This window comes from Halomonas sp. ML-15, assembly GCF_014779595.1.
Classification (GTDB): domain Bacteria; phylum Pseudomonadota; class Gammaproteobacteria; order Pseudomonadales; family Halomonadaceae; genus Franzmannia.
The window spans coordinates 938,246-961,797 of record NZ_JACXZT010000019.1; the positions used below are offsets into that span (position 1 = coordinate 938,246).

The 23,552-nt window shown below is 65.1% G+C and carries 21 protein-coding genes and 1 other RNA gene; 18 read left to right on the forward strand and 4 right to left on the reverse strand.

Features of this window, described 5'->3' with window-relative positions; genetic code table 11:
• Window positions 1-43: 43 nt before the first annotated feature.
• Window positions 44-526 (forward strand): ClpXP protease specificity-enhancing factor, encoded by a 483-nt coding sequence (locus IEI94_RS16160; protein ID WP_191168294.1) that lies wholly within the window; start codon window positions 44-46, stop codon window positions 524-526.
• 79 nt (window positions 527-605) lie between these two features.
• Here the strand turns inward: IEI94_RS16160 and IEI94_RS16165 are convergent, their stop codons facing one another.
• The 4 genes from IEI94_RS16165 to IEI94_RS16180 are packed head-to-tail and all read right to left on the reverse strand — an operon-like array spanning window position 606 to window position 4,018.
• Window positions 606-1,163 carry a BON domain-containing protein gene (locus tag IEI94_RS16165; protein ID WP_191168295.1) on the reverse strand — a complete coding sequence of 186 codons (558 nt, stop codon included), beginning with the start codon at window positions 1,161-1,163 and terminating at the stop codon, window positions 606-608.
• Window positions 1,164-1,192: 29 nt separating this feature from the next.
• Entirely contained in the window at window positions 1,193-1,786 is a 594-nt protein-coding gene (locus IEI94_RS16170) for a phosphoheptose isomerase (protein WP_191168296.1), read from the reverse strand.
• A gap of 23 nt (window positions 1,787-1,809) precedes the next feature.
• A complete protein-coding gene (locus IEI94_RS16175) occupies window positions 1,810-2,178 on the reverse strand; it encodes a YraN family protein (RefSeq protein ID WP_191168297.1) in 369 nt (122 codons plus the stop codon).
• A complete protein-coding gene (locus tag IEI94_RS16180) occupies window positions 2,162-4,018 on the reverse strand; it encodes a penicillin-binding protein activator (protein WP_191168298.1) in 1,857 nt (618 codons plus the stop codon). Before IEI94_RS16180 ends, IEI94_RS16175 begins: the two co-directional genes overlap by 17 nt.
• 41 nt (window positions 4,019-4,059) lie before the next feature.
• On the opposite strand from IEI94_RS16180, the gene rsmI reads away from it, so the two are divergent.
• The 17 genes from rsmI (at window position 4,060) to lpxC (ending at window position 23,334) form a co-directional block, all read left to right on the forward strand.
• Entirely contained in the window at window positions 4,060-4,917 is an 858-nt protein-coding gene (gene rsmI, locus IEI94_RS16185) for a 16S rRNA (cytidine(1402)-2'-O)-methyltransferase (RefSeq protein WP_191168299.1), read from the forward strand.
• Window positions 4,918-5,368: 451 nt separating this feature from the next.
• Window positions 5,369-5,735: RNase P RNA component class A (gene rnpB, locus IEI94_RS16190), an RNA gene on the forward strand.
• Window positions 5,736-5,779: 44 nt separating this feature from the next.
• Entirely contained in the window at window positions 5,780-6,736 is a 957-nt protein-coding gene (rsmH, locus tag IEI94_RS16195) for a 16S rRNA (cytosine(1402)-N(4))-methyltransferase RsmH (RefSeq protein WP_191168300.1), read from the forward strand.
• A gap of 9 nt (window positions 6,737-6,745) precedes the next feature.
• The gene (ftsL, locus tag IEI94_RS16200; protein ID WP_191168301.1) at window positions 6,746-7,060 is read left to right on the forward strand and encodes a cell division protein FtsL; all 315 of its coding nucleotides are present in this window, start codon (window positions 6,746-6,748) and stop codon (window positions 7,058-7,060) included.
• Window positions 7,057-8,808, forward strand: coding sequence for a peptidoglycan D,D-transpeptidase FtsI family protein (locus IEI94_RS16205; protein WP_191168302.1), 1,752 nt, complete (start codon window positions 7,057-7,059; stop codon window positions 8,806-8,808). The genes ftsL and IEI94_RS16205 overlap by 4 nt, the downstream gene beginning before the upstream one ends.
• A 12-nt stretch (window positions 8,809-8,820) precedes the next feature.
• Complete coding sequence (locus tag IEI94_RS16210; protein ID WP_191168303.1) at window positions 8,821-10,323, forward strand: UDP-N-acetylmuramoyl-L-alanyl-D-glutamate--2,6-diaminopimelate ligase; 1,503 nt, start codon at window positions 8,821-8,823, stop codon at window positions 10,321-10,323.
• On the forward strand, window positions 10,320-11,702 hold the full coding sequence (locus tag IEI94_RS16215) for a UDP-N-acetylmuramoyl-tripeptide--D-alanyl-D-alanine ligase (RefSeq protein WP_191168304.1): 1,383 nt from the start codon (window positions 10,320-10,322) through the stop codon (window positions 11,700-11,702). The genes IEI94_RS16210 and IEI94_RS16215 overlap by 4 nt, the downstream gene beginning before the upstream one ends.
• 9 nt (window positions 11,703-11,711) lie before the next feature.
• A complete protein-coding gene (gene mraY / locus IEI94_RS16220; RefSeq protein ID WP_191168305.1) occupies window positions 11,712-12,794 on the forward strand; it encodes a phospho-N-acetylmuramoyl-pentapeptide-transferase in 1,083 nt (360 codons plus the stop codon).
• A gap of 40 nt (window positions 12,795-12,834) precedes the next feature.
• Window positions 12,835-14,193, forward strand: coding sequence for a UDP-N-acetylmuramoyl-L-alanine--D-glutamate ligase (gene murD / locus IEI94_RS16225; protein WP_191169631.1), 1,359 nt, complete (start codon window positions 12,835-12,837; stop codon window positions 14,191-14,193).
• Window positions 14,190-15,413, forward strand: coding sequence for a putative lipid II flippase FtsW (gene ftsW, locus IEI94_RS16230; RefSeq protein ID WP_191168306.1), 1,224 nt, complete (start codon window positions 14,190-14,192; stop codon window positions 15,411-15,413). Before murD ends, ftsW begins: the two co-directional genes overlap by 4 nt.
• Before the next feature lie 29 nt (window positions 15,414-15,442).
• Window positions 15,443-16,495, forward strand: coding sequence for an undecaprenyldiphospho-muramoylpentapeptide beta-N-acetylglucosaminyltransferase (gene murG / locus IEI94_RS16235; protein WP_191169633.1), 1,053 nt, complete (start codon window positions 15,443-15,445; stop codon window positions 16,493-16,495).
• 37 nt (window positions 16,496-16,532) lie between these two features.
• Window positions 16,533-17,945, forward strand: coding sequence for a UDP-N-acetylmuramate--L-alanine ligase (murC, locus tag IEI94_RS16240; RefSeq protein ID WP_191169632.1), 1,413 nt, complete (start codon window positions 16,533-16,535; stop codon window positions 17,943-17,945).
• On the forward strand, window positions 17,942-18,883 hold the full coding sequence (locus IEI94_RS16245) for a D-alanine--D-alanine ligase (RefSeq protein ID WP_191168307.1): 942 nt from the start codon (window positions 17,942-17,944) through the stop codon (window positions 18,881-18,883). Before murC ends, IEI94_RS16245 begins: the two co-directional genes overlap by 4 nt.
• Before the next feature lie 7 nt (window positions 18,884-18,890).
• Window positions 18,891-19,622, forward strand: a complete 732-nt coding sequence (locus IEI94_RS16250; RefSeq protein WP_191168308.1) for a cell division protein FtsQ/DivIB — start codon at window positions 18,891-18,893, stop codon at window positions 19,620-19,622.
• Between the two features lie 196 nt (window positions 19,623-19,818).
• The gene (gene ftsA, locus IEI94_RS16255) at window positions 19,819-21,108 is read left to right on the forward strand and encodes a cell division protein FtsA (protein WP_191168309.1); all 1,290 of its coding nucleotides are present in this window, start codon (window positions 19,819-19,821) and stop codon (window positions 21,106-21,108) included.
• Window positions 21,109-21,141: 33 nt separating this feature from the next.
• Window positions 21,142-22,311: a cell division protein FtsZ gene (gene ftsZ / locus IEI94_RS16260; RefSeq protein ID WP_191168310.1), complete on the forward strand. Its 1,170-nt coding sequence runs from the start codon at window positions 21,142-21,144 to the stop codon at window positions 22,309-22,311.
• 111 nt (window positions 22,312-22,422) lie between these two features.
• A complete protein-coding gene (gene lpxC / locus IEI94_RS16265) occupies window positions 22,423-23,334 on the forward strand; it encodes a UDP-3-O-acyl-N-acetylglucosamine deacetylase (RefSeq protein ID WP_191168311.1) in 912 nt (303 codons plus the stop codon).
• The last annotated feature ends 218 nt before the right edge of the window (window positions 23,335-23,552 follow it).

The following is a 23,552-nucleotide window of genomic DNA, read 5'->3' on the forward strand; positions in this document are numbered from 1 at the left end:
GCCGCCGGCCCCGGTCGGCGTGCCCCTACTGCAGGAGGCAGACATGCTGTCGAGCCGCCCCTATCTGGCCAGAGCCCTCTATCAGTGGCTACTGGACAATGACCAGACGCCTTATGTCGTGGTGGATGCCGAGCAAGCAGGTGTGACGGTGCCGCGCCAGTTTGTGCAGAATGGTCAGATCGTGCTCAACGTGGCGCCCACCGCGGTGCGCGATCTGATGATGGAGAATGATGCCATCACCTTCAGCGCTCGTTTCGGTGGTCAGCCGATGCAAGTCGTGGTGCCTAGCCAGGCATTGATCGCGCTCTATGCGCGTGAGAACGGCGTTGGCATGGTGTTTGGCCACGAGCCGGTAATGCCGGGTTTCGACGCCCAGGATGAGGGCGACGACGTCGCCCCGCAAGATGGGCCGTCGCTGTCCAGCGTCGATAGTGGGGCAGAGGAGCCCAGCGGCGATGAGCCGGACAACGGTGAGGAGAGTGCTGCGCCGCCCAAAGGGCGTCCTTCGCTGCGAGTGATCAAGTAGCGTTGCAAACGCTTGGCGGTACCATGCAAAACGGCAGCCGAATGGCTGCCGTTTTGCGTAGAGGGTTATCCGGCGGGCGTCAATCGAGGTACTCGAAGGCCTTTACGATACGCTGCACACCGTTGATTCCGGATACTGCGTTGACGATGCGGTCGGCTTCTTCGCGGGTGGCGATGCCCATCAGGTAGACGCTGGAGTTCTCGGTGATAACGCGTACGCGCCGCGCATCGATGCGCTCGTCGGCGATCAGCGCCGAGCGCGCCCGGGCAGTGATCCAGGTGTCGGTAGTGCGCTGGGCGAGGGGCACATTGGCGGCGACCGCAAGCTCGTTGTGAACACGGCGCACGTTACGGGTGCCGGTGGCGACTTCCTGGGCCTTCTCCTTGAGCTCTTCGCTGGGCACCTGGCCGGTCAGCAGCACGATGCCGTTGTAGCTGTCGACGTTGACGCGGGCATCGTTGAAGCGTGCATCTTCGCGGGACAGGTTGCCTGAGATGCGGCTCTCGATGCCTTGGTCTTCGACCTGACTGCCGAATGTCCTGGAGCCATGGTCTTCAGGGCCGGCCGACATCTGAGCGCAGCCGGAGAGCGCCAGGCTGAACGCCATCAGGGTGGATATCACAAGTCCATTTTTCATGCTTATCACTCGCTTTAACGGGTCTGGAATTATTCGCTGCCGCCGAACAGCTGCTCGTCGATCAGGTCGCACAGGCAGTGGATAACCAGCAGATGGACTTCCTGGATGCGCGCAGTGGAGGTGGCCGGTACGCGGATTTCACAATCGTCCTGGCCGAGCAGTGAGGCCATGTTGCCACCGTCGCGGCCGGTCAGGGCGACCACCGTCATGTCGCGGTCATGGGCGGCCTGAATGGCCTGGATGACATTTGCCGAGTTGCCGCTGGTGGAGATGGCAAGCAGGATGTCGCCGGGCTGGCCGAGGGCGCGGATCTGCTTGGAGAACACCTCATTATAGCTGTAGTCGTTGGCGATCGAGGTCAGCGTTGAGGTGTCGGTGGTCAGCGCCAGCGCCGGCAAGCTAGGGCGCTCGCGTTCGAAGCGGTTGAGTAGCTCGGAGGAGAAGTGTTGGCTGTCGCCGGCGCTGCCGCCATTGCCGCAGGCCAGGATCTTACCCTCGTTGACCAGGCACTGCACCATCATTTGGCTAGCCACCTCGATGAAGGGTGGCAGCACCTCACTGGCATAGGTCTTGGTGTCGATGCTGGCGTTGAAATGGCCGAGTATGCGTGTCTGGAAATCCATGGTGGCTTCCTGGTCCTTGTCTGTCAGAACGCTTCGAAGGCGCCTCGCACCCAGTGGATATCGAGGTCCGGAGCATGGCCTGTCACGGCCACCACATCGAAGCGGCAGGCACATGATAGCCCGTTGCGTAGCAGATAAAAACGCGCCGCCCGGATCAGGCGGCGCTGCTTGGTAGCGGTGACGAACTCCAGTGGATGACCGTGGCGGCTGTCGGCGCGATGCTTGACCTCGACGAATACCAGAATTTCTCCGTCGCGCATCACCAGATCGAGTTCGCCGCCCTTGGCATGCTGGTTGCTGGCCACCAACTGCAGGCCGCGCTGGATCAGCCAGTCGGCCACGGCGCGCTCGATTTGCGCACCGCGCTGGCGGGCGTCAGCGGGCCCGGCCATCGTCGAAGACACTGCCGTTGTCGGCATCGCTATCTGGGTCGCGTAGGCTCGGGATGCCGTCACCCAGCAGGTCGTCACGGTTGATCAGGCCGAGCGGCAGCTGGGGGACGCCATTGGCGAACGTTGCCCAGGGCATTTCGCGGTAGATGCGCCCGTCGCTCTCGGCGCGCAGGATGCCAGTAGCGCCTTGTACCTCGCTGCCGGAGATCGCCTGCAGCTGGGGCAGGCGGCGCGCCAATTCGTAGGCATCGACACCCATGGCGTTAAGCTTGAACAGCCCTGGATCGTTATCTTCGCGCAGTGCGATATAGCTGCCGAAAAAGGGTACGGCATTCTCTCCGCCGACCGCAGCATTGGGGATCAGCCAGGGGATATCGACGAACTGCACGTCGTCCAGGTCATGGTCGATGCGCGGCTGCGGACGTCCCTCATAGAGGTGTGAGGTGGCGTAGATCGGTAGATCGCTGGCGTAGTAGAAATCCAGCATCGGCGGTACCTGACGTGCGTAGCTGGGTAGCGCCAGCAGGAACATCATATCGACGTTGCCGAGCTGGGCGCGCTCACCGCTGACGCTGAGCAGGGGGCGAACGGCGCCGGCCACCGAGCCGCCCGGCTCGTAGCGCACCGCAGACGTCACGCTGCCGCCTTGACGCTCCCACTCGCGGCGGAAGGCGTTGCCGACGCGCTCTCCCCAGTCGTTGTCGGGCACCAGTATGGCGCTGCGGCGATGGCCGTCGAGGTAGGCGCGGCGTGCCGCCTGACGTGCCTCATCCTCGGCCGAGAGGCCATATTGGAAAAGGTTTTCGGCGTTGTTGCGCTCGCCGTAGCCGTAGTTGAGTGCCAGGGTCGGCAGCGGCACGCTGCTGCGGTTCTCGAGTTCGGTGACCTGGTCCTTGTCGAGTGGGCCGATCACCACCTGAGCCCCCGCCATGTTGGCCTCGGCGTAGAGCGCCTGAAGGTCGCCGCTGCTGGCGTCGATAAAGGTCATCTGCGGCGTCGTTTCGCCGTTGTCCCCGGCCTCCCTATGGCGCGCTTGCATGCCGCGACGGATCTGCTCGGCGACATCTGCCAGCGGGCCAGATTCCGGCAGCAGCACGGCGATGCGACGTACGTCCTGGTCGCGCAGTTCGCGCAGCTCGGACAGTTCGGTCGGCGGGCGCCGCGCCGCGGGGTGGTTGGCGTTGCGGTCACGCCAGTCGCCAAAACGATCGAGAAAACGCGTGATGTCGCCACCGCTTTGACGCTGCAGGTCGATGACCTCGAGCCAGCCGGCGGTGAGAGGACCGGGGTCCTCGCCGAGGGACGCCAGCTCCTGGCGGTTGAGGCGCGTCAGTTGCCGCCAGATATCATCGTTGAGCACCGGGTTGTCGGTGTCGGCCTGTACCCTCAGCAGCGCCCTCGACGAGGCCAGTGCCTCGCCGATGCGTCCCAGCGACAGCCCCTGGCGGTAGCGCAGGGCGTTGCGGTCATCGTTTTCCATGGCGAGGTCCTCCTCGAGGATGCTGGTCGCCTGGAGTACGCTGGAGTCATCTTCGAGATCGTAGGCCAGTCCCGACAGCAGCACCGCCCAGCGCACCCGCTGGGCGTCTTCGAGCAGGCTGTCGTCAAGGCTCTCGGCCACCTCGAAGGCCTGCGCCTCGTCGCCGCGGCGTGCTAGGATGTCGGCCGCTTCGAGACGTGTGGCAGCCGCTTCCGCGGGGGGCTGGTTCGCGGCGCGTTCGAGCAGCGTCTGGGGCTCAGGATCGGTCATCCTGTCGACTATGCCGGTAGGCGCGGCACACCCTGCCACCATCAGCGCCAGCAGGGCGGCGAGCAGCAGGCCGCGAGGCGATTTGTCCATAAATCCTATCTCTTGTCTGATTACCTGTCGGAGGAACCGGTATGTCTGATTCAGCTTACGGATCATTGTACGTGGTCGCTACGCCGATTGGGAATCTTGACGATCTGTCGCCGCGGGCCGCACGACTGCTCGGAGAGGCGGCAGTGATCGCCGCCGAGGACACCCGCCACAGCGCTCGACTGCTGCGACACCTGGGGCTCGAGCGGCCGATGCTGTCGCTGCATGAGCACAACGAGGCGGCGCGTGTGGCGCAGCTGGCCGAGCGGCTGGTGGCCGGCGACGACGTGGTGTTGATCAGCGACGCCGGCACGCCGCTGATCTGCGATCCCGGCTTCGTGCTGGTGCGCGAGCTGCGCCATGCCGGCCATCGCATCGTGCCGGTGCCCGGCCCGTGCGCTCTGGTGGCGGGGCTCTGCGCCGCGGGTCTGCCCACCGACCGCTTCACCTTTATCGGCTTTCTGCCGGCCAAGAGCGCTGCTAGGCGCTCACGGCTCGAGGGGCTGGCGGCGCGCGACGAAACGCTGGTCTGCTACGAGTCGCCGCACCGTATCCGCGACACTCTCGACGATATCGTCTCGGTGTTGGGAGAGCGCCGCGTGGTACTGGCGAGGGAACTGACCAAGACCTTCGAGACCTTCCTCGACGGCAGTGCGGCGGCCCTGCTGGCGCGTATGCAGGAGGATCCGGATCAGGCCCGCGGTGAATTCGTGGTGATGATCGCTGGAGCGCCGCCCAAGGAAGAGCACGAGCAGACCACCCTGGAGGCCGATCAGCTGCTCGCCGCGGCACTGGCGGAGGGCGTGGGCGTCAAGCAGGCGGCGGCGCTGGCCGCACGCTTGCTGGGCGGTACCAAGAAATCCTGGTACGCACGTGCCCAGACGCTCAAGGATGGCGGCTGAGTTTTTATCGCAGCTTCCCCTAAGGAAACACTGCACAAATGCCTGCACGAGCGAATCACTGCGTTGCGCGGTGCCGAAGCGTCGGACCGGCGGATCCTCACATATACCCCATATGCTCCGGTTGACTCGAAACCTTCGGTTTCTCGCTCCTTCGGAGCCATCCTGCGGATGTTTGTCGCTGCGCTCGGTTCTGTGCTCCGTGCGCCTTGTGCTTCATCTCGCTCGGCGATTTGTTCAGCGTCTCCGTAAGCGAGGGACGCCGGGGACAGGCCGAAGAGGAGGTTCTACACCAGGGATGGTGTAGGTAGCGCCCAGGGATGGGTTTACAGGGCCTCCTCGCAGGCCTGTCGACGGATCAGTCCCGAGCGGTGCAGTCTGATCTGCGATAGCCCCGAGTTTCTCAACCGGCCGCTTGAGAGGGGGCAGGCGCGCTGTTATTCTTCCCCGCTTGGGAGTCGGCCAGACAGTCGCCGCTCGCTGCGTCGCTTGCGACGCGGTGGGGGGAGGAAAGTCCGGGCTCCATAGGGCAGGGTGCCAGGTAACGCCTGGGCGGCGTAAGCCGACGGCTAGTGCAGCAGAGAGTAGACCGCCTACGTCTCCTTCGGGAGGCCGGTAAGGGTGAAAGGGTGCGGTAAGAGCGCACCGCGCGCCTGGTAACAGTGCGTGGCAAGGTAAACCCCACCTGGAGCAAGACCAAATAGGAACCCATTGGCGTGGCCCGCGCTGGGTTCGGGTAGGTCGCTTGAGGGGCGCGGCGACGCGTCCACTAGATGAATGGCTGTCCACGACAGAACCCGGCTTACCGGCTGACTCCCTCCCTTTTTTCGTCGCCTGACCGCGATTAGCCCGCATCGAGAAGCTCATGTCATCACCCGAGAATGCCGCGGCCTCGCCCTCCTATCGCCACTCAAGCGTGCTGCTGGACGGCGCGGTCGACGCGCTGGTGCATGCGCCCGAGGGCGTTTACCTGGACGGTACATTTGGCCGCGGGGGGCATTCGCGAGCGATCCTCGAGCGACTCGGTGCCGCTGGCCGTGTGATTGCCATTGATCGTGATCCCGAGGCGCTGGTCGCGGCCAGCGCTATCGACGATCCGCGTTTCACCATCGAGCGCGGCGAATTTGCCCGCCTCGGAGAGATCGCCGAAGCCCATGGCGTACACGGCAAGCTGGCCGGCATCCTGCTCGATATCGGTGTCTCCTCGCCGCAGCTCGACGACCCCGAGCGCGGCTTCAGTTTCCTGCGCGATGGGCCGCTGGATATGCGCATGGATCCCAGCCAGGGCGAAAGCGCGGCGCAGTTCCTGGCCCGCGCCGGCGAGGCCGAGATGGCGGGCGTATTCAAGGCCTACGGCGAGGAGCGCTACGCCAAGCGACTGGCACGGGCGATCATCGCTCGCCGCGGTGACGTTCCCTTCACCCGCACCGCCGACCTCGCCGAGGTGGTCAAGGCGGCCCACCCGGCCTGGGAGAAGCACAAGCATCCCGCCACGCGGGTATTCCAGGCGCTGCGTATCCAGGTCAATGGTGAGCTGGAGCAGCTCGATGCGGCCCTTGCAGCGGCCCTCGAGGCGTTGGCACCGGGAGGCCATCTGGTGGTGATCAGTTTCCACTCGCTGGAGGATCGACGGGTGAAGCGTTTCATTCGCGATCACGTGCGCGGCGATAGCCATTTGCCCCGTGGCATGCCGATCCGCGATGATCAGATCGAGCGGCGTCTCGAGGCGCTGGGCAAGGCGCGTCGTCCGGGTGATGACGAGGTTAGCGACAACCCCCGTGCGCGCAGTGCCGTGATGCGCGCCGCGCGCAAGCGGCGTTAGGGGCAGGCGATGAGTCAGGGACGCAAGCGGTTCGCCATATTGTCAGGATGGCGCCAGCGACTGAGTCTGGTAGTGGTGATTGGGCTAGTGGTGGTCACGCTGGCCAGTGCCATGGCCGTCATCGTATCCAGCCATCTGACCCGCGAGCAGTATGCCCGCCTGCAGCAGCTCGAGCGTGAACAGAATCAGCTGCAGACCGAGTGGGGCCAGCTGCTGCTCGAGGAGAGCGCCTGGTCGTCGCCGGCGCGCATCGAGCGCCTGGCTATCGAGCGCCTGGAGATGCGCTTGCCCGATGTCAATGAGGTCGAGGTCATTCGCCCATGAGAGCCGACCCCCAGGATGCCGTGACGCGCCGCCGTCCACCGCCCACCGAACCGCTTGGCGGCGGCCGCTATGTGTTGATGGTGGCGCTGGTGCTGATTGGTCTGGGGCTACTGGCGGTGCGTATCGTCAATCTGCATGTCATCGAACGCCCCTTCCTGCAGGGCCAGGGCGATGCCAGAACCCTGCGTACCGATACCATCCCGGCGCATCGCGGCATGATCGTCGACCGCAACGGCGAGCCGCTGGCAATTTCCACCCCGGTGGTCAGCTTATGGGTCAATCCCCAAGAGCTGCCCGACGATACCATTCAGCGGCTGATGCTGGCCCAGGCACTGGGCACCGACCTCGATCAACTCAATGAGCGGCTGGCACGCTTCAGCGAGCGCGAATTCATGTACCTGCGTCGCATGCAGACCCCCGATGATGCCCAGCGTGTGCTCGATCTGCGCTTGCCTGGGGTCTATGGGCAGAACGAATACCGGCGTTACTATCCGGCCGGCGAGGTTGCCGCCCAACTGCTTGGAGTGACCAACGTCGATGACCAGGGGCAGGAGGGGTTAGAGCTCGCCTACCAGCCGTACCTGGCCGGGACTCCCGGTCAGCGGCGTGTGCTCAAGGATCGCCGCGGGCGGCTGGTGCGCGACCTGCAGTTGCTGCGCGAGGCGCGCCCCGGCGGCGACCTGACGCTCTCCATCGATCAGCGGCTGCAGTACATGGCCTATCGCGAGCTCAAGGCGGCGGTGACCGAGCACGGCGCCGACGGTGGCAGTCTGGTGATGATGGACGCGCGCACCGGCGAGGTGCTGGCGATGGCCAACCAGCCCTCCTACAACCCCAACAACCGCGCCGGCATGGATCCACGCGGCTTGCGCAACCAGGCCATCGTCGACGTCTTCGAGCCGGGCTCGGTGATGAAACCGCTGGCCATGGCCGCGGCGCTGGAGAGCGGCGATTACCGCCGCGATACGGTAATCGACACCTCACCGGGCTGGATGCGCATCGACCGTTTCACGATTCGCGATTTCCGCGATTATGGTGAGCTGGATCTCGCCGAAATTCTCGAGAAGTCGTCGAACATCGGCATGTCGCGTATCACCCTCGAGCTCGACGAGACCGCAGTGCCCGACAAGTATCGCCAACTTGGCCTGGGACAGAGCCCCGAGACCGGCTACCCGGGCGAATCCACCGGTACGCTGCCGGCCCCGACGCGCTGGTCGCGCAGCCAGCGCGCAGCGCTCTCCTACGGCTATGGCATGTCGGTGTCGACGCTGCAGCTGGCCAGCGCCTACACTGCCATCGCCAACCAGGGCGAGCGGCTCTTGCCCTCGCTATTGAAACTCGATGAGCCGCCGACCAGTCATCCTGCCATCGACCCCGCAGTGGCCTATGACCTGTTGCGTATCATGGAAGAATCGGTGCAGCCCACGACTGGTGGACGCCGTGCCGCGGTGCCCGGCTATCGGGTTGCCGGCAAGACCGGTACGGTGCGCAAGAGCTCCGCCGGCGGCTACGCCGAGGATGCCTATCGCAGCGTGTTTGCCGGGATCGCGCCGGTCTCCGATCCACGTATCGTGACGGTAGTGATGATCGACCAACCGCGCGGAGGGGAGTACTACGGCGGCGCCGTGGCGGCCCCGGTTTTCTCCCGCGTGGTCGGCAATGCGCTGCGTCTGCTCGATGTACCGCCGGACCAACGCAGTGAGTCGGTCGAGGTCAACAGCGAGTCTCTTGAGCCCATTCCCCCCTGACAAGGACATCAGATGCAGGTCGATCGCCAACGCCTGACGCACGCCCTGAGCCGCCGCTGGCCGGAGGCTCTGCGACTCTCGCCTCTCCCGAGCGCCGGTCAGGTGCGTCTCGAACTCGATAGTCGTCGGCTGACGGCAGGCGATATCTTCCTGGCGCTCCCCGGGGTGAACAGTGACGGGCGCGACTTCACCGGGGCGGCGCTGGCCGCCAAGGTGAGCGCGGTACTCTATCATCTCGACGATGGTGAATTGCCACCGACGGACCCGCGCGTGATCGGCCTGCCAGGCCTCAAGGCGCAGCTCGGTGCGTTGGGGAGCGAGCTGTTCGAGGTGCCCGAGAGCCTGCAGCTGATCGGCGTCACCGGCACCAATGGCAAGAGCTCGGTGACCCACTATATCGCCGCGCTCAGCGAGGCGCTGGGGCGCCCCTGCGGGGTGGTCGGCACCCTGGGGTCGGGGCGTATCGGCAGCCTGGCCGATAGCGGTCTGACCACCCCCGGGCCGCTGGCACTGCAGGCCGCACTGGGTGGGCTCGCCGAACAGGGCGTGACGCGCATGGCCATGGAGGTCTCGTCGCATGCTCTCGATCAAGGCCGACTGGCCGGCTGCCGTCTCACAGCGGCGGTATTCACCAATCTCAGCCGCGATCACCTCGACTACCATCCCAGCATGGCGGCCTACGCCGCGGCCAAGGCGCAGCTGTTCAAGCGTGACGAGCTCGAACTCGCGGTAGTCAATGCCGATGACCCGCTGGCGCGGCTGATGCTCGCGGGGATAGCGGAGCGGGTGCGGGTGCTGGCCTGCGGGCAGGACGAGGCGACCACGCTGCGGGTCGTCGAGTGGCTGCCCCACGCCAGCGGCCAGCGCGCGTTGATCGCCACCCCAGAGGGCGAGCGGGTGCTGGCCCTCGGCTTGATGGGACGTTTCAATCTCGACAATGTGCTGCTGGCGATCGCTACTCTCTATGGCCTCGGCGACGACCTCGACAAGCTGCTGGCGGCGGCCGAGTCACTGGCGCCGGTGCCCGGGCGCATGCAGCGGTTAACAGCCTCCAGTGGCCCGAGTGTGGTGATCGACTACGCACACACGCCGGATGCCCTGGACAACGCGCTGCAGGCACTGCGCGCGCATCTCGGTGAATCGGCAACCCTGTGGTGCCTGTTTGGCTGTGGGGGGGATCGCGATCCCGGCAAGCGGCCACTGATGGGGCAGGTCGCCGAAGCGCGTGCCGGCCGCGTCGTGATCACCGATGACAATCCGCGCAGTGAAGATCCGGCGGCGATTCGTGTGGCAATTCGCGCCGGGCTCGATACTCCTGGCGCCGACAGCGTGTGGGAGATTGACGGCCGTCGCGAAGCGATCCGCCGCACCCTGGCGGCCGCCGAACCCGATGATATCGTGCTGATCGCCGGCAAGGGCCACGAAACCTATCAGGAGATTGCCGGCGTGCGGCACGATTTCAGCGATCTGGCGGAAGCCGATGCGGCGTTGGCAAGGCGGGGGGATCGCTCATGAGCCTGGGTTTGAACACCCTTGGCGAGGTCGCCGTGGCACTGGGCGTGGCGGCGTCCGACGAGGCGGCCCTGGCGCTCGGCACGATTACCACCGATACCCGCGCGCTGAGCCCCGGGGCGCTGTTCGTAGCGCTGCGCGGCGAGCGCTTCGACGGCCACGACTTTATCGCCCAGGCGCGGACGGCGGGCGCCGCCGCAGCGCTGGTCGACTGTCGCGTGGATGATCCGCTGCCGCAGCTGGTGGTGGCCGATACGCGCCTTGCCCTGGGGCTGCTTGGCCAGGCGCGGCGTCGGGCCTGGAGGCAGGCCACGGCGGGACGTCTGGCAGCGATCACCGGCAATAGCGGCAAGACCTCGGTGAAGGAGCTGCTCGCTCTGTTGCTCGCCCAGCAGGGGGCGACGCTGGCGACCCGCGGCAATCTCAATAATGACATTGGTGCGCCGCTGACACTGCTCGAGCTGGCCGCCGAACATCGTCATGCCGTGCTTGAGCTGGGTGCCAACCACCTGGGCGAGATCGCCTGGACCACTGCGCTGGCGGTGCCCGACGTGGCGCTGATCACCAACGTCACCGGCGCTCACGTCGGCGAGTTCGGCGGCATGGGGCAGATTGCCCAGGCCAAGGCGGAAATCCTCGCCGGACTGGGGCCGGACGGCGTCGCGGTACTCAATCGCGATGACCGCTTCTACCCGCTATGGCGGCGTCTGGCCGGTGAGCGCGAGGTGATCGATTTTAGCCTCGCGGACTCCCAGGCACGGGTTGTGGGCTCAGCGCTGGCCTGCGACGAGCTGGGACGCTATGCTTTCACGCTGTCGTTCGATGGCCGCGAGCTGGGTCGCGTACCGCTGGCGCTAATCGGGCGTCACAGCGTGTCGAATGCCTTGGCGGCGGCGGCGGCGGCGCTGGCCATGGGGCTCGATGAGGCCTCGCTGGTCGGCGGGTTGGCGGCCGCGGCGCCGATGCCGGGGCGTATGGCCGTGGTCGAAGGCCTGCGTGGTACTCGGCTGATCGATGATACCTATAATGCCAACCCCGGCGCGGTGAAGGCGGCGCTCGATGCGTTGGCCGACATGCCGGGACCCCGCTGGTGCCTGCTGGGCGTCATGGGCGAGTTGGGAGAAGCGTCCGCGCGGCTGCACGCCGAGGTCGGGCGCTATGCGCAGGAGAAGGGGATCGACTTTCTCGGTACCACCGGCGATGCCGCACGCGAGGCCGCTCAGGCCTGCGGCACGGCCGGCTGCCATTTCGACGACTGGGAGGCGCTGGTGCGCCATGCCCATAACCATCTGCCGCCAGGGGCCAGCGTGCTGGTCAAGGGCTCGCGCAGTGCCGGCATGGAACGAATCATTGCCGCCCTGCGCGCTGATGCATCAAGGTGAACGCGACACATGCTGCTTTATCTGGCCAATTTTCTGGCGCAATTCCAGAGCGCCTTCAATGTTTTCAACTATCTCACCCTGCGCATGATTCTGGGGACCATCACGGCACTGCTGCTGTGTCTGTGGCTGGGGCCGGTGATGATCCGCCGTCTGGTCGAGCGGCAGATCGGCCAGGCGGTGCGCGACGACGGCCCCCAGTCCCACCTCTCCAAGGCCGGTACGCCGACCATGGGCGGGGCCATGATCCTGATGGCAATCGCGGTGAGCACCCTGCTGTGGGGCGATCTTGCCAATCATTATGTGTGGATCGTGCTCGGGGTCACGCTGGGCTTCGGCGCCATCGGCTGGGTCGATGACTATCGCAAGGTGGTGGAGAAGAACCCGCGTGGCCTGCCGGCACGCTGGAAGTATTTCTGGCAGTCGGTGATCGGCCTGGCTGCGGCGGTGCTGCTCTACTCCACCGCGGCGAGTCCGGTGGAGACCAGCCTGATCGTGCCGCTGTTCAAGGACGTGGTCGTGCCGATGGGCGTGTTCTTTATCGTCCTGACCTACTTCGTGATCGTCGGCAGCTCCAATGCGGTCAACCTCACCGACGGCCTCGACGGCCTGGCGATCATGCCCACCGTGCTGGTGGCCATGGGCCTGGCGGTGTTCGCCTATGCCAGCGGCAACGCGGTGTTCGCCAATTACCTGCAGATTCCGATGATCCCCGGTGCCGGCGAACTGGCGGTATTCTGCGCCACTATCGCCGGTGCCGGTCTCGGCTTCCTATGGTTCAATACCTACCCGGCCCAGGTCTTCATGGGCGACGTCGGCGCCCTGGCGCTGGGCGCGGCGTTGGGTGTGGTGGCCGTCATCGTGCGCCAGGAAATCGTGCTGTTCATCATGGGTGGCGTGTTCGTGATGGAGACGGTGTCGGTGATTCTGCAGGTCGGTTCCTACAAGCTGACCGGCCGGCGCATCTTCCGCATGGCGCCGCTTCATCACCACTTCGAACTCAAGGGCTGGCCGGAGCCGCGTGTCATCGTGCGCTTCTGGATCATCACCGTGGTGCTGGTACTGGTTGGCCTGGCCACCCTGAAGGTGCGCTGAGGTGGCCCAGGTGCCAGAACCGGTCGCGGTGCCGTCGGGGATGACCCTGGTGGTGGGGCTGGGCATCTCGGGCCGTGCGATCTGTCGCCATCTGAGCCGGCGCGAGATTCCCTATATGGTCGCCGATACGCGCTCGGCGCCGCCGGGCCTCGACGACTTTCACGCCGCCCATCCCGGTGTCGAGATCTACTGCGGGCCGCTCACCGGGCTGGATCTGTCGCGGGTCGAGGAGGTGGTGCTGAGTCCCGGCATCGATCCTGCCACGCCGGGGCTTGCCGAGTTGGCGGGACGCACCCGGGTGGCTACCGGCGAGCCGCTGGTGGTGGGTGAGATCGCCCTGTTCGTGCGCGCCACGCGGGCACCGATCGCCGCCATCACCGGCTCCAACGCCAAGTCCACCGTGACCACCCTGCTCGGCGAGATGGCCCATGAGGCCGGGCGCCGCGTCGCGGTGGGCGGAAACCTGGGCACGCCGGCGCTGGATCTGCTCCACGACACCCCGGACGCCGACTTCTACGTGCTCGAGCTCTCCAGCTTTCAGCTCGAGACCACGCCGCGCCTAGGCGCCGAAAGCGCGATCTTCCTCAACCTCTCCGAGGATCATCTCGATCGCCACCGCACCATGGCCAGCTACCGTGCTGCCAAACTCGGCATTTTCCGTGGTGCTCGCCACGCGGTGGTCAACGCCGAGGAACCGATGACCTGGCCCGACACTCGTCTGCCGGCGCAGGACCGTTTCACCACCCTGGCCCCCGAGCCAGGCGAGTGGGGTATCGGTCGGCATGCAGGGGAGACGTGGCTGATGCACGGCAGCGAACCCTTGATGCCCGCTGGTGAGGTGCTGCTCCAGGGGCGCCATAACCAGGCCAATGCGCTGGCAGCACTGGCGGCGGGACACCATCTGGGGCTGCCGCTGCCGGCCATGCGCCGCGTGTTGGGGCGCTTTGCCGGTTTGCCGCACCGCTGTGAATGGATCGCCGAGATCGACGGCGTGATCTGGATCAACGATACCAAGGGCACCAATGTCGGGGCGACGCTGGCGGCGATTCGCGGCATCGGGCCGACTCTTCGTGGCCGGCTGATCCTGCTCGCTGGCGGTGTGGGTAAAGGGGCCGACTTCGCACCCTTGGCCACCGCTGTGCGCGATTACGTGCGTACGGCGCTACTCTTTGGGCTGGATGCGGAGCGCCTGGCCAGTGTGCTGAGCGGTGCCGTCGAAACGCACTGCGTCGAGGACCTGGCAGCGGCCATGGCCTGGGCGCAGTCGCTGGCTGAACCGGGAGACTGCGTGCTGCTGTCGCCGGCCTGTGCCAGCTTCGATCAGTTTGCCAACTACCAGGAGCGCGGCGACCACTTTCGACGCTGGGTGCTGGCCCGACAGACGGGAGCAGAGGCATGAAAGGCGCTAACAGGACGCGCTCATTCGCGGCGCGCTTTTCCACCGCTGACCAGCCGTTCGACGGTTGGCTGCTGCTGTCATCGCTGTCGTTGCTACTGATCGGCTGGGTGATGGTTACCTCGGCGTCCACCGAGGTGGCCTCGAGCCTGACCGGTAATCCCTACTATTTCAGCATTCGTCACGGCATCTTCGTGGTGCTGGCCTTTGGCGTAGGGGTTGGCGTGTCACGCGTGCCGCTGGCGTGGTGGAAGGTCAATGGCCCGCTGCTGCTGCTGATCGGCATCGTGCTGCTGGCGCTGGTGTTGATGTTCGGTCGTGAGATCAATGGCAGCAAGCGCTGGCTGTCGGTGCCCGGCGTGCCCTTCAACCTGCAGGCCTCGGAGGTCACCAAGCTGTGCCTGATCGTCTATATGGCCGGCTATCTGGAACGCTTCCTGGCCGAGGTTCGCCAGCACTGGGGCGCCTTTCTACGTCCGCTGCTGGTGGTGGCGTTGATTGCGTTGCTGCTGATCCTGGCACCCGACTATGGCGCGGTGGTGGTAATGACCGGCTGTGTAATGGGCATGCTGCTGATGGCCGGTGCGCCGCTGTGGCGCTTCGGGCTGCTGCTACTGGTGGTGGGGGTGCTGGGGTTCTATGTGGCGATCGCCGAACCCTATCGCCTGGCGCGCCTGACCAGTTTTGCCGATCCCTGGGCCGATCAGTTTGCCAGTGGCTACCAGTTGACCCAGGCGCTGATCGCCTTCGGCCGCGGACACTGGCTTGGGCTTGGGCTCGGCAACAGCGTGCAGAAGCTCTTTTATCTGCCCGAGGCACATACCGATTTCGTGTTCGCGGTGCTGGCCGAGGAGCTTGGTCTGTTTGGCGCCATTGCGGTGGTCGGGCTGTTTGCGCTGCTGGTGTTGCGTGCACTCAAGATTGGCCGTCGCGCTGAGGTGGCTCGGCTGCCGTTTGCCGCCTATCTCAGCTATGGCATTGCGCTGGTCATTGGTTCCCAGGCGTTTATCAACATTGCGGTGAGTACCGGGATGCTGCCGACCAAGGGTCTGACGCTGCCGCTACTCAGTTACGGCGGGTCGAGTCTGCTGATCAGTGCGGCGATGATCGGTCTATTGATGCGCGTCGATGCCGAGACACGGCGTGCCTTGCGCCGTGCCAAACCCACTGCACCGCGGGCGCGTAGCGCCGACGGTGCGCGTTCGACAGGAGTCGCCAAGTGAGTCAGCGTTTTCCCCGGCGCGTCTTGATCATGGCCGGCGGTACCGGAGGGCATGTGATCCCGGCACTGTCGTTGGCCCGTGGGCTGGCGGCCCAGGACGTTCACGTCGAGTGGCTGGGCAGTCCGCGCGGGATCGAGAACCGCCTGGTCCCGGAGGCTGACATTCCCCTGCACTGCATCGATGTCGCCGGTTTGCGCGGTAAGGGCGCGGCGGGCTGGTTGATGGCGCCGTGGCGCCTACTGCGCGCGATTGTCCAGGCGCGCAGCGTGATTCGTGATCTCGATCCGCAACTGGTGGTGGGGCTGGGCGGCTTCGCCAGCGGCCCCGGCGGCTTGGCGGCCTGGTTGATGCGTCGACCGCTGATCATCCACGAGCAGAACGCCGTGGCCGGACTGACCAACAAGGCACTGTCGCGTCTGGCGCGGCGCGTCTATGCCGCCTTCCCCCAAGCCTTGGACGGGCGCGCCGAGGTGGTGGGCAACCCGGTGCGCGAGGAGATCGCCACACTGGGGGCCGAGCCGCGCAGCGCCGAGGCGATGCGCCAGCGGCCGCTGCGCCTGTTGGTGGTGGGGGGCTCGCTGGGCGCACAGGCGCTCAACCAGTGTCTGCCGCAAGCACTGGCACGGCTGCCGCAAGACCAGCGCCCGTTGCTGAATCATCAGGCGGGTCGCGACAAGGCAGATGCCACCCGCGACGCCTACGCCGCGGCCGGCGTCAGCGCCGGGGTCAGCGAGTTTATCGACGACATGGCTGCGGCTTATGACTGGGCCGATCTGGTCGTTTGCCGGGCCGGCGCGCTGACGGTGGCCGAGCTGGCCGCCGCGGCCAAGCCGGCGCTGTTCGTGCCGTTTCCCCATGCGGTAGACGATCATCAAACCGCCAACGCCCAGGCGCTGGTGGATGCCGGGGCGGCCGAGTTGATCCCCCAGGCGACCCTGACCCCCGACTTTCTGGCCGAGCGCCTGCAGGCGCTGCTGGCCCCCGAGACGCTGGCCGCCATGGCCGTGAAGGCACGAGGCGAGGCCCGCCTTGACGCTATCGAACGCCTGGTGGCCGGCTGCATGGAGACTGCTTTTGACTGATATAAACGCCATCCAAGCGACCGCCACCGGCCTCGGCATGCGGCGGATTCGACGCATTCACTTCGTGGGTATCGGCGGTGCCGGCATGTGTGGCATCGCCGAGGTGCTCGCCAACCAGGGCTACCGGGTGAGTGGCAGTGATCTCAAGGCCTCCAGCGTGGTCGAGCATCTGCGCGGCTGCGGCATAGAGGTCTGCATCGGCCATCACCAGCATCACGCCGAGGGCGCCGACGTCGTGGTGGTATCCACGGCGGTGGATGCCGGCAATCCCGAGATCCGCTGGGCCCATCAGCACCGCGTACCGGTCGTGCGGCGCGCCGAGATGCTTGCCGAGCTGATGCGCTTTCGCCACGGCATCGCCGTGGCCGGCACCCACGGCAAGACCACCACCACCAGCATGACCGCCACGCTGCTGGCGGAGGGCGGCCTGGACCCGACCTTCGTGATTGGCGGCAAGTTGACCAGCGCCGGTACCAACGCGCGCCTTGGCGAGGGCGACTATCTGGTTGCCGAGGCCGACGAGTCGGACGCCTCTTTCCTGCACCTGCAGCCGATGGTGTCCATCGTCACCAATATCGACGCTGACCATATGGCCACCTACGGCGGCGACTTCGAAAGACTCAAGAGCACCTTCATCGAGTTTTTGCACAACCTGCCGTTCTACGGCCTGGCGATTCTGTGCATCGATGATGACCACGTGCGTGGGCTGCTCGACGATGTGCATCGTCAGTTCGTCACTTACGGCTTCAGCCCCGATGCCGACTATCGTATCGCCGACTTCGTGCAGCAGGGCGGGGAGGTATGCTTCACGGCGCATCGTCCCGGCGGCCTGGCACCCTTGGCGGTGCGCCTGGCAATGCCTGGTGAACACAACGCCCTCAATGCCATGGCGGCGATCGTCGTGGCTACCGATGCCGGCATCAGCGATGCGGCGATCCAGCGCGGACTGTCCGGGTTTGCCGGTGTGGGGCGGCGCTTTCAGGTGCATGGCAGCTTCGCCGCGCCGGGCGGCGCCGGTGAGGTGATGCTGGTCGACGACTACGGCCACCACCCGCGTGAAGTGGAGATGGTGATACGCGCGGTGCGCGCCGGCTGGCCGGAGCGGCGTCTGGTGATGGTCTATCAGCCGCACCGCTATTCGCGTACCCGCGACCTCTACGAGGACTTCGTGCGGGTGCTGTCCGGGGTCGACACCCTGCTGCTGCTGGACGTCTACAGCGCCGGCGAGGCGCCGTTGCCAGGGGCCGAGGGGCGCAGCCTGGCCGGTTCGATCCGCCAGCGTGGCAAGGTCGATCCGCTGTTCGTCGAGGGCAAGGCCGAGCTGCCGGGGCTGCTCGCCAACGTGCTGCGTTCCGGTGATATTCTGATCACCCAGGGCGCCGGTGACGTGGGCGGCATCTCCCTGGCATTGGCGGAGGCACAGCTGGATCTGAACAAGGTGACACTATGAATCAGACGACTTTTCGCCATGCCTGCGGCCGTGTCGTGGTGCTGTATGGCGGCGACTCTGCGGAACGTGAAGTGTCGCTGCTCAGCGGTGCCGCGGTGCTCGCCTCGCTGCAGCGCAGTGGTCTCGACGTGACCGGTTACGATCTGGCTGATGGCGGATTGGCCGGCCTCGAGGCGCTGGCCCCGGATCGAGTGTTTATTGCCATGCACGGCCGCGGCGGAGAAGACGGCACTCTGCAGGGCGCGCTGGAACTCCTCGGCATTCCGTATACCGGTAGCGGGGTATTGGCGTCGTCACTGGGCATGGACAAGCAGCGTACCAAGCAGGTGTGGCAGGCGCTGGGGCTGCCCACCCCGGAGAGCGTGATTCTAGGCGTGGACGCCGATTGGGAAGGAGTCTGTGAGCAGCTGGGTCTGCCGCTGATCGTCAAGCCGGTGCACGAGGGGTCGACCCTGGGGATCAGTATCGTCGATAGTCGCGAGGCGCTGGCTGCGGCCTACCAGGAAGCGGCGCGTTTCGATGCTCAGGTGATGGCCGAACGTTTCATCCAGGGACCTGAATATACGGTGTCGCTGCTCGGCGACGACACCCTGCCGCCGATTCGCGTCGAAGTGCCCAGCGGCTTCTATGATTACGAAGCCAAGTACATCTCCAACGATACCCGCTACCACCTGCCGTGCGGGCTTGCTGCCGCCGAAGAAGCCGAACTCGGTGAGCTATGCCGGCGCGCTTTCGCGGCCATCGGCGGCGAAGGGTGGGGGCGAGTCGACGTCATGCGCGATGCCCAGGGCCGCTTCTGGCTGCTGGAGGTCAATACCGTGCCGGGCATGACCGATCATAGCCTTGTCCCGCAGTCGGCGGCTTACGCGGGCTACGACTTCGATGCGCTGGTGTGTCGTATTCTGGCCACTACTCTCGACGACCCCAAGGAACTCTGAGCCCTTTATGAGTCACGCCGCGCGAGGGTCCCTGGTCGGACTGATGCTGTTTCTGGTACTGCTGCTGGCCGGTGGCCGCGCACTCTGGCTGTGGCTAGACCGGCCGGTCGAGCGGGTTTCGATCAGCGGTGAACTGCGCCATGTCAGCGCCGGCTATCTGCGCGAGGAGCTGGCGCCGCTGATTCAGGGGCGCACCTGGCTGTCGGTGAATCTCGGTGAGTTGCGTCGCGAGGCGCGTGAGATCGATTGGCTGGCCGAGGTGCGGATCTCCCGGGAGTGGCCCGACGCCTTGACCTTCGAGCTGATCGAACAGGTGCCGGTGGCACGCTGGAACGATGACTTTCTGCTCAATCCCGAAGGTGAGCCCTTTGCCTTCGGTCCGGTGTCGCCACCCGGCGACCTGGCGGATCTGGCCGGCCCGGAGGGCAGTGGCCCCGAGGTATTGGCCTATTATCATGATCTTTCCGCGCGGCTGGATACCCTGGGTTTGACCATTACTCAGCTGCGGCTTGAGGCGCGTGGCGCCTGGCGGCTGCAGCTCGATGATGGCGCTTGGGTGATGCTGGGGCGTAATGATCGCGATGCGCGATTGGCGCGATTGAGCGCCGCCTGGCAGCGCCAGCTGGGGGCTCAGGCGTCGCATATTCGCTACATCGATCTGCGTTATCCGAATGGTGTGGCGGTTGCCTGGCATGGTGAAACCGAGACCGGGGATGACGATGAAGCGCAGGGCTCTTAGGGCGTTTTTTTCGCCGAGTTCCCGGCAACTCACACCACGGGGTGTTCCTTTTATTTAAAAAGCCCCGTATTCTGACGTATGTTTTTCGCCGACTACTGGTGAAACAACACAAGTTGTTCCTATAATTGTGCCTATGTCTAAAGGTGCTTTTTAACGGACGCTTAATATCGACAAGTTTGAGGAGTGACCACGACCCATGGCAGGACAACCCAACGCTTCCAATATGGTAGTCGGGCTGGATATCGGAACATCCAAGGTCGTGGCGATCGTGGGGCAACCCACCGACGATGGCGGTATCGAAATCGCCGGTATCGGGTCGCATCCGTCCCGGGGCATGAAGAAGGGCGTGGTGATCAACATCGAGTCCACGGTGCAGTCGATTCAGCGCGCCGTGGAAGAAGCCGAGCTGATGGCCGGCTGCGACATTCACTCGGTGTATGTCGGCATCGCCGGCAGCCATATCAGTTCGATGAACTCGGACGGTGTGGTGGCGATCAAGGAGCGCGAGGTCAGCACCTACGATATCGAGCGGGTAATCGACTCGGCCAGGGCGCGGGCCATCTCCGAAGGGCAGCGGGTACTTCATGTACTGCCTCAGGAGTTCTCGATCGATAAGCAGGAGGGCATTCGCGAGCCGCTGGGAATGTCCGGTGTGCGCCTCGAAGCGCAGGTGCACCTGGTTACTGCAGCACTGAACGCGGTGCAGAATATCGAAAAATGCGTGCGTCGCTGTGGCCTCGAGGTCGATGCGATCATTCTGGAACAGCTGGCGTCGAGTCATGCGGTATTGACCGAGGATGAGCGCGAGCTGGGGGTATGCATGGTCGATATCGGCGGCGGCACCACCGATATCGCGGTCTTCACCGAAGGCGCCATCCGCCACACCGCGGTAATTCCCATCGCCGGTGACCAGGTGACCAACGATATTGCCATGGCGCTGCGCACGCCGACCCAATACGCTGAAGATATCAAGGTCAAGTATGCGTGTGCCCTGACCCACCTTGCCTCGAGCGATGAGATGATCAAGGTGCCAAGCGTCGGCGAGCGTCCTGCCCGGGATCTGTCGCGCCAGGCCTTGGCCGAGGTGGTCGAGCCGCGCTACGAGGAGCTGTTCACGCTGGTGCGCGAGGAGCTGCGCCGCAGCGGCTATGAAGATCTGGTGGCGGCCGGCGTGGTACTGACCGGCGGCACCTCGCGGATGGAGGGCGTAGTCGAGCTGGCCGAGGAGATATTCCACATGCCGGTGCGCATCGCCAGTCCGCAGAACGTCAGAGGCCTCGCCGATGTCGTGCGCAACCCGATTTATTCGACAGGGGTCGGTTTGCTACATTACGGCATGCGCGACGCCAAGCATGGACATGGCCTACACGGCCACGGGCGAGTAGTATCGGCTCAGCCGAAGAGGGAGGACGTCTCCCGGCGGGGACTCAAGGATGGTTTTCCGGCACTGGACAAGATCAAGGGCTGGTTCAAAGGAAATTTCTGATACGGGCCGCGAGCGGTCCAGGAGACGGGGCTTATGTTCGAACTGGTAGATAACGCACCCTCAAGCAGCGCGGTCATCAAGGTGATCGGCGTCGGCGGCGGCGGTGGTAATGCCGTCAATCACATGGTCGAGAGCAACATCGAAGGCGTCGAGTTTATCTGCGCCAACACCGACGCTCAGGCGCTCAAGCGCGTGGCGGCCAAGACTGTGCTCCAGCTCGGCAGCGACATTACCAAGGGGCTGGGCGCGGGGGCCAATCCCGACGTTGGCCGTCAGGCAGCGATGGAGGATCGTGAGCGCATCGCTGAGCTGATCAGCGGTGCTGACATGATCTTCATCACCGCTGGCATGGGCGGCGGCACCGGTACCGGGGGCGCGCCGGTGGTGGCCCAGGTGGCCAAGGAGCTGGGCATCCTCACCGTGGCGGTGGTGACTCGGCCGTTCCCCTTCGAAGGGCCCAAGCGCATGCGCGCCGCCGAAGAGGGCATGAAGGAGCTCTCCGAGCACGTTGACTCGCTGATCACCATCCCCAACGAGAAGCTGCTTGCGGTACTGGGCAAGAACGCTAGCCTGTTGACCGCCTTCAGCGCCGCCAACGATGTGCTGCTGGGCGCAGTGCAGGGGATTGCCGAGCTGATCACCAGTCCCGGTATCATCAACGTCGACTTTGCCGACGTGCGCACCGTGATGTCAGAGATGGGCATGGCGATGATGGGCACCGGCGGCGCGACAGGCGAGAACCGCGCCCGCGAAGCCGCCGAGAAAGCGATCAAGAGTCCGCTGCTGGAAGATATCGACCTGCACGGTGCGCGTGGCATCCTGGTCAATATCACCGCCGGGCCGGACCTCTCCATCGGCGAGTTCAACGATGTGGGGGCGACCGTACAGGAGTTTGCCTCCCAGGATGCGACCATCGTGGTTGGCACGTCCATCGATATGGATATGACGGACGAGCTGCGCGTCACCGTGGTGGCGGCGGGCCTGGAAGGTCGCCAGCAGAAGGCCGCACCGCGTGAGAGCGTAGCGGCGCGACCCGAGTCCACCGACTACCGCACTCTGCAGCAGCAGCCGGCGGTGATGCGTCAGCAGGCTGCCAAGTCCGAGCAGGAAGCGGCGGTCAAGGCGCGTGCAGAGAAGCGCAAGTCCCAGGAGCTGGACGACTACCTGGACATTCCGGCGTTCCTGCGCCGTCAGGCCGATTGAGGCACGCTATCGATAGCTTAGGCGGGGCCAGGGATGTTTTTTTTGTTGAAACGTATGTTCGCTGTTATAGTGAACAGCGTTTGATAACTAATATCAGCCTGGCTACTGCCCATGATTAGACAACGTACCCTCAAGAACACCATTCGTGCGACCGGCGTTGGTCTGCACTCCGGTGAGAAAGTTTATCTGACGCTGCGCCCGGCGCCGGCCAACACCGGCATCATTTTTGTGCGCACCGACCTCGAGCCTGAGGTGATGATTCCGGCGCGTGCCGAAAATGTCACCGATACCACCATGTGTACGGCGCTCTCTCAAGATGGCGTCAAGGTGGCCACCGTCGAACATCTGATGTCGGCCTTCGCCGGCCTCGGCATCGATAATGCCTTTGTTGATGTCAGCGCACCTGAAGTGCCAATCATGGACGGTAGCGCCGGCCCCTTCGTATTCCTGATTCAGTCGGCGGGTATCGAGGAGCAGCAGGCGGCCAAGAAGTTTATCCGCATCAAGCGTGAGATCGTGGTGCGTGAAGACGACAAGGAGGCGCGCTTCCTGCCGCATAACGGCTTCAAGGTTGCTTTTGCCATCGATTTCGATCACCCCGTGAGCGAGCTGCGCGATCAGACCACTACGGTGGATTTCTCTACCACCTCCTTCGTCAAGGAAGTGTCGCGGGCGCGCACCTTCGGTTTCATGCGCGATCTGGAATTCCTGCGTTCACACAATCTGGCGCTGGGTGGCAGCCTCGACAACGCCATCGTGGTGGACGACTATCGCATCGTTAACGAGGGCGGGCTGCGCTATGACGACGAGTTCGTCAAGCACAAGGTTCTCGATGCTATCGGTGATCTCTACCAGCTAGGCTATAGCCTGATCGGTGAGTTTCGTGGCATCAAGTCGGGGCATGCGCTGAATAACCAGCTGTGCCGCGAGATGTTGGCCAATCCCGAGTCCTTCGAGATCGTCACCTTCGAGGACGAGGCGCAGCGCGCGCCGATCTCCTACGCCGCGCCGGCCATGGCGTGAGCGCCGCCGGCAGACGCCGGTGCAGGACGGCGTGTTAGAAAGCGTCTGAAGAAAACAGGTACCAGGGCTGATAGCAGCGCCGCTTCCTAGGAGGCGGCGCTTTTTTTCTGGGTGCGCCAGGCATGGCGCGCAGCGCCTGACTGGCGCTGTTCCTGAGGGTGGTGCCTCGGGATGACTTGGGGGTGAAAGTCCCCTGCACGCCCGGCAAGGGGAAGTGC

Coding starts and splice junctions, on each gene's coding strand:
- IEI94_RS16210 (WP_191168303.1), top strand. CDS start 8,821: ATGCAGGTCGATCGCCAACGCCTGACGCACGCCCTGAGCCGCCGCTGG.
- IEI94_RS16250 (WP_191168308.1), top strand. CDS start 18,891: ATGAGTCACGCCGCGCGAGGGTCCCTGGTCGGACTGATGCTGTTTCTG.
- ftsA (WP_191168309.1), top strand. CDS start 19,819: ATGGCAGGACAACCCAACGCTTCCAATATGGTAGTCGGGCTGGATATC.
- IEI94_RS16245 (WP_191168307.1), top strand. CDS start 17,942: ATGAATCAGACGACTTTTCGCCATGCCTGCGGCCGTGTCGTGGTGCTG.
- IEI94_RS16160 (WP_191168294.1), top strand. CDS start 44: ATGCTGTCGAGCCGCCCCTATCTGGCCAGAGCCCTCTATCAGTGGCTA.
- ftsW (WP_191168306.1), top strand. CDS start 14,190: ATGAAAGGCGCTAACAGGACGCGCTCATTCGCGGCGCGCTTTTCCACC.
- lpxC (WP_191168311.1), top strand. CDS start 22,423: ATGATTAGACAACGTACCCTCAAGAACACCATTCGTGCGACCGGCGTT.
- mraY (WP_191168305.1), top strand. CDS start 11,712: ATGCTGCTTTATCTGGCCAATTTTCTGGCGCAATTCCAGAGCGCCTTC.
- IEI94_RS16205 (WP_191168302.1), top strand. CDS start 7,057: ATGAGAGCCGACCCCCAGGATGCCGTGACGCGCCGCCGTCCACCGCCC.
- ftsL (WP_191168301.1), top strand. CDS start 6,746: ATGAGTCAGGGACGCAAGCGGTTCGCCATATTGTCAGGATGGCGCCAG.
- rsmH (WP_191168300.1), top strand. CDS start 5,780: ATGTCATCACCCGAGAATGCCGCGGCCTCGCCCTCCTATCGCCACTCA.
- murD (WP_191169631.1), top strand. CDS start 12,835: ATGACCCTGGTGGTGGGGCTGGGCATCTCGGGCCGTGCGATCTGTCGC.
- IEI94_RS16180 (WP_191168298.1), bottom strand. CDS start 4,018: ATGGACAAATCGCCTCGCGGCCTGCTGCTCGCCGCCCTGCTGGCGCTG.
- IEI94_RS16215 (WP_191168304.1), top strand. CDS start 10,320: ATGAGCCTGGGTTTGAACACCCTTGGCGAGGTCGCCGTGGCACTGGGC.
- IEI94_RS16170 (WP_191168296.1), bottom strand. CDS start 1,786: ATGGATTTCCAGACACGCATACTCGGCCATTTCAACGCCAGCATCGAC.
- IEI94_RS16165 (WP_191168295.1), bottom strand. CDS start 1,163: ATGAAAAATGGACTTGTGATATCCACCCTGATGGCGTTCAGCCTGGCG.
- rsmI (WP_191168299.1), top strand. CDS start 4,060: ATGTCTGATTCAGCTTACGGATCATTGTACGTGGTCGCTACGCCGATT.
- ftsZ (WP_191168310.1), top strand. CDS start 21,142: ATGTTCGAACTGGTAGATAACGCACCCTCAAGCAGCGCGGTCATCAAG.
- IEI94_RS16175 (WP_191168297.1), bottom strand. CDS start 2,178: ATGGCCGGGCCCGCTGACGCCCGCCAGCGCGGTGCGCAAATCGAGCGC.
- murG (WP_191169633.1), top strand. CDS start 15,443: ATGGCCGGCGGTACCGGAGGGCATGTGATCCCGGCACTGTCGTTGGCC.
- murC (WP_191169632.1), top strand. CDS start 16,533: ATGCGGCGGATTCGACGCATTCACTTCGTGGGTATCGGCGGTGCCGGC.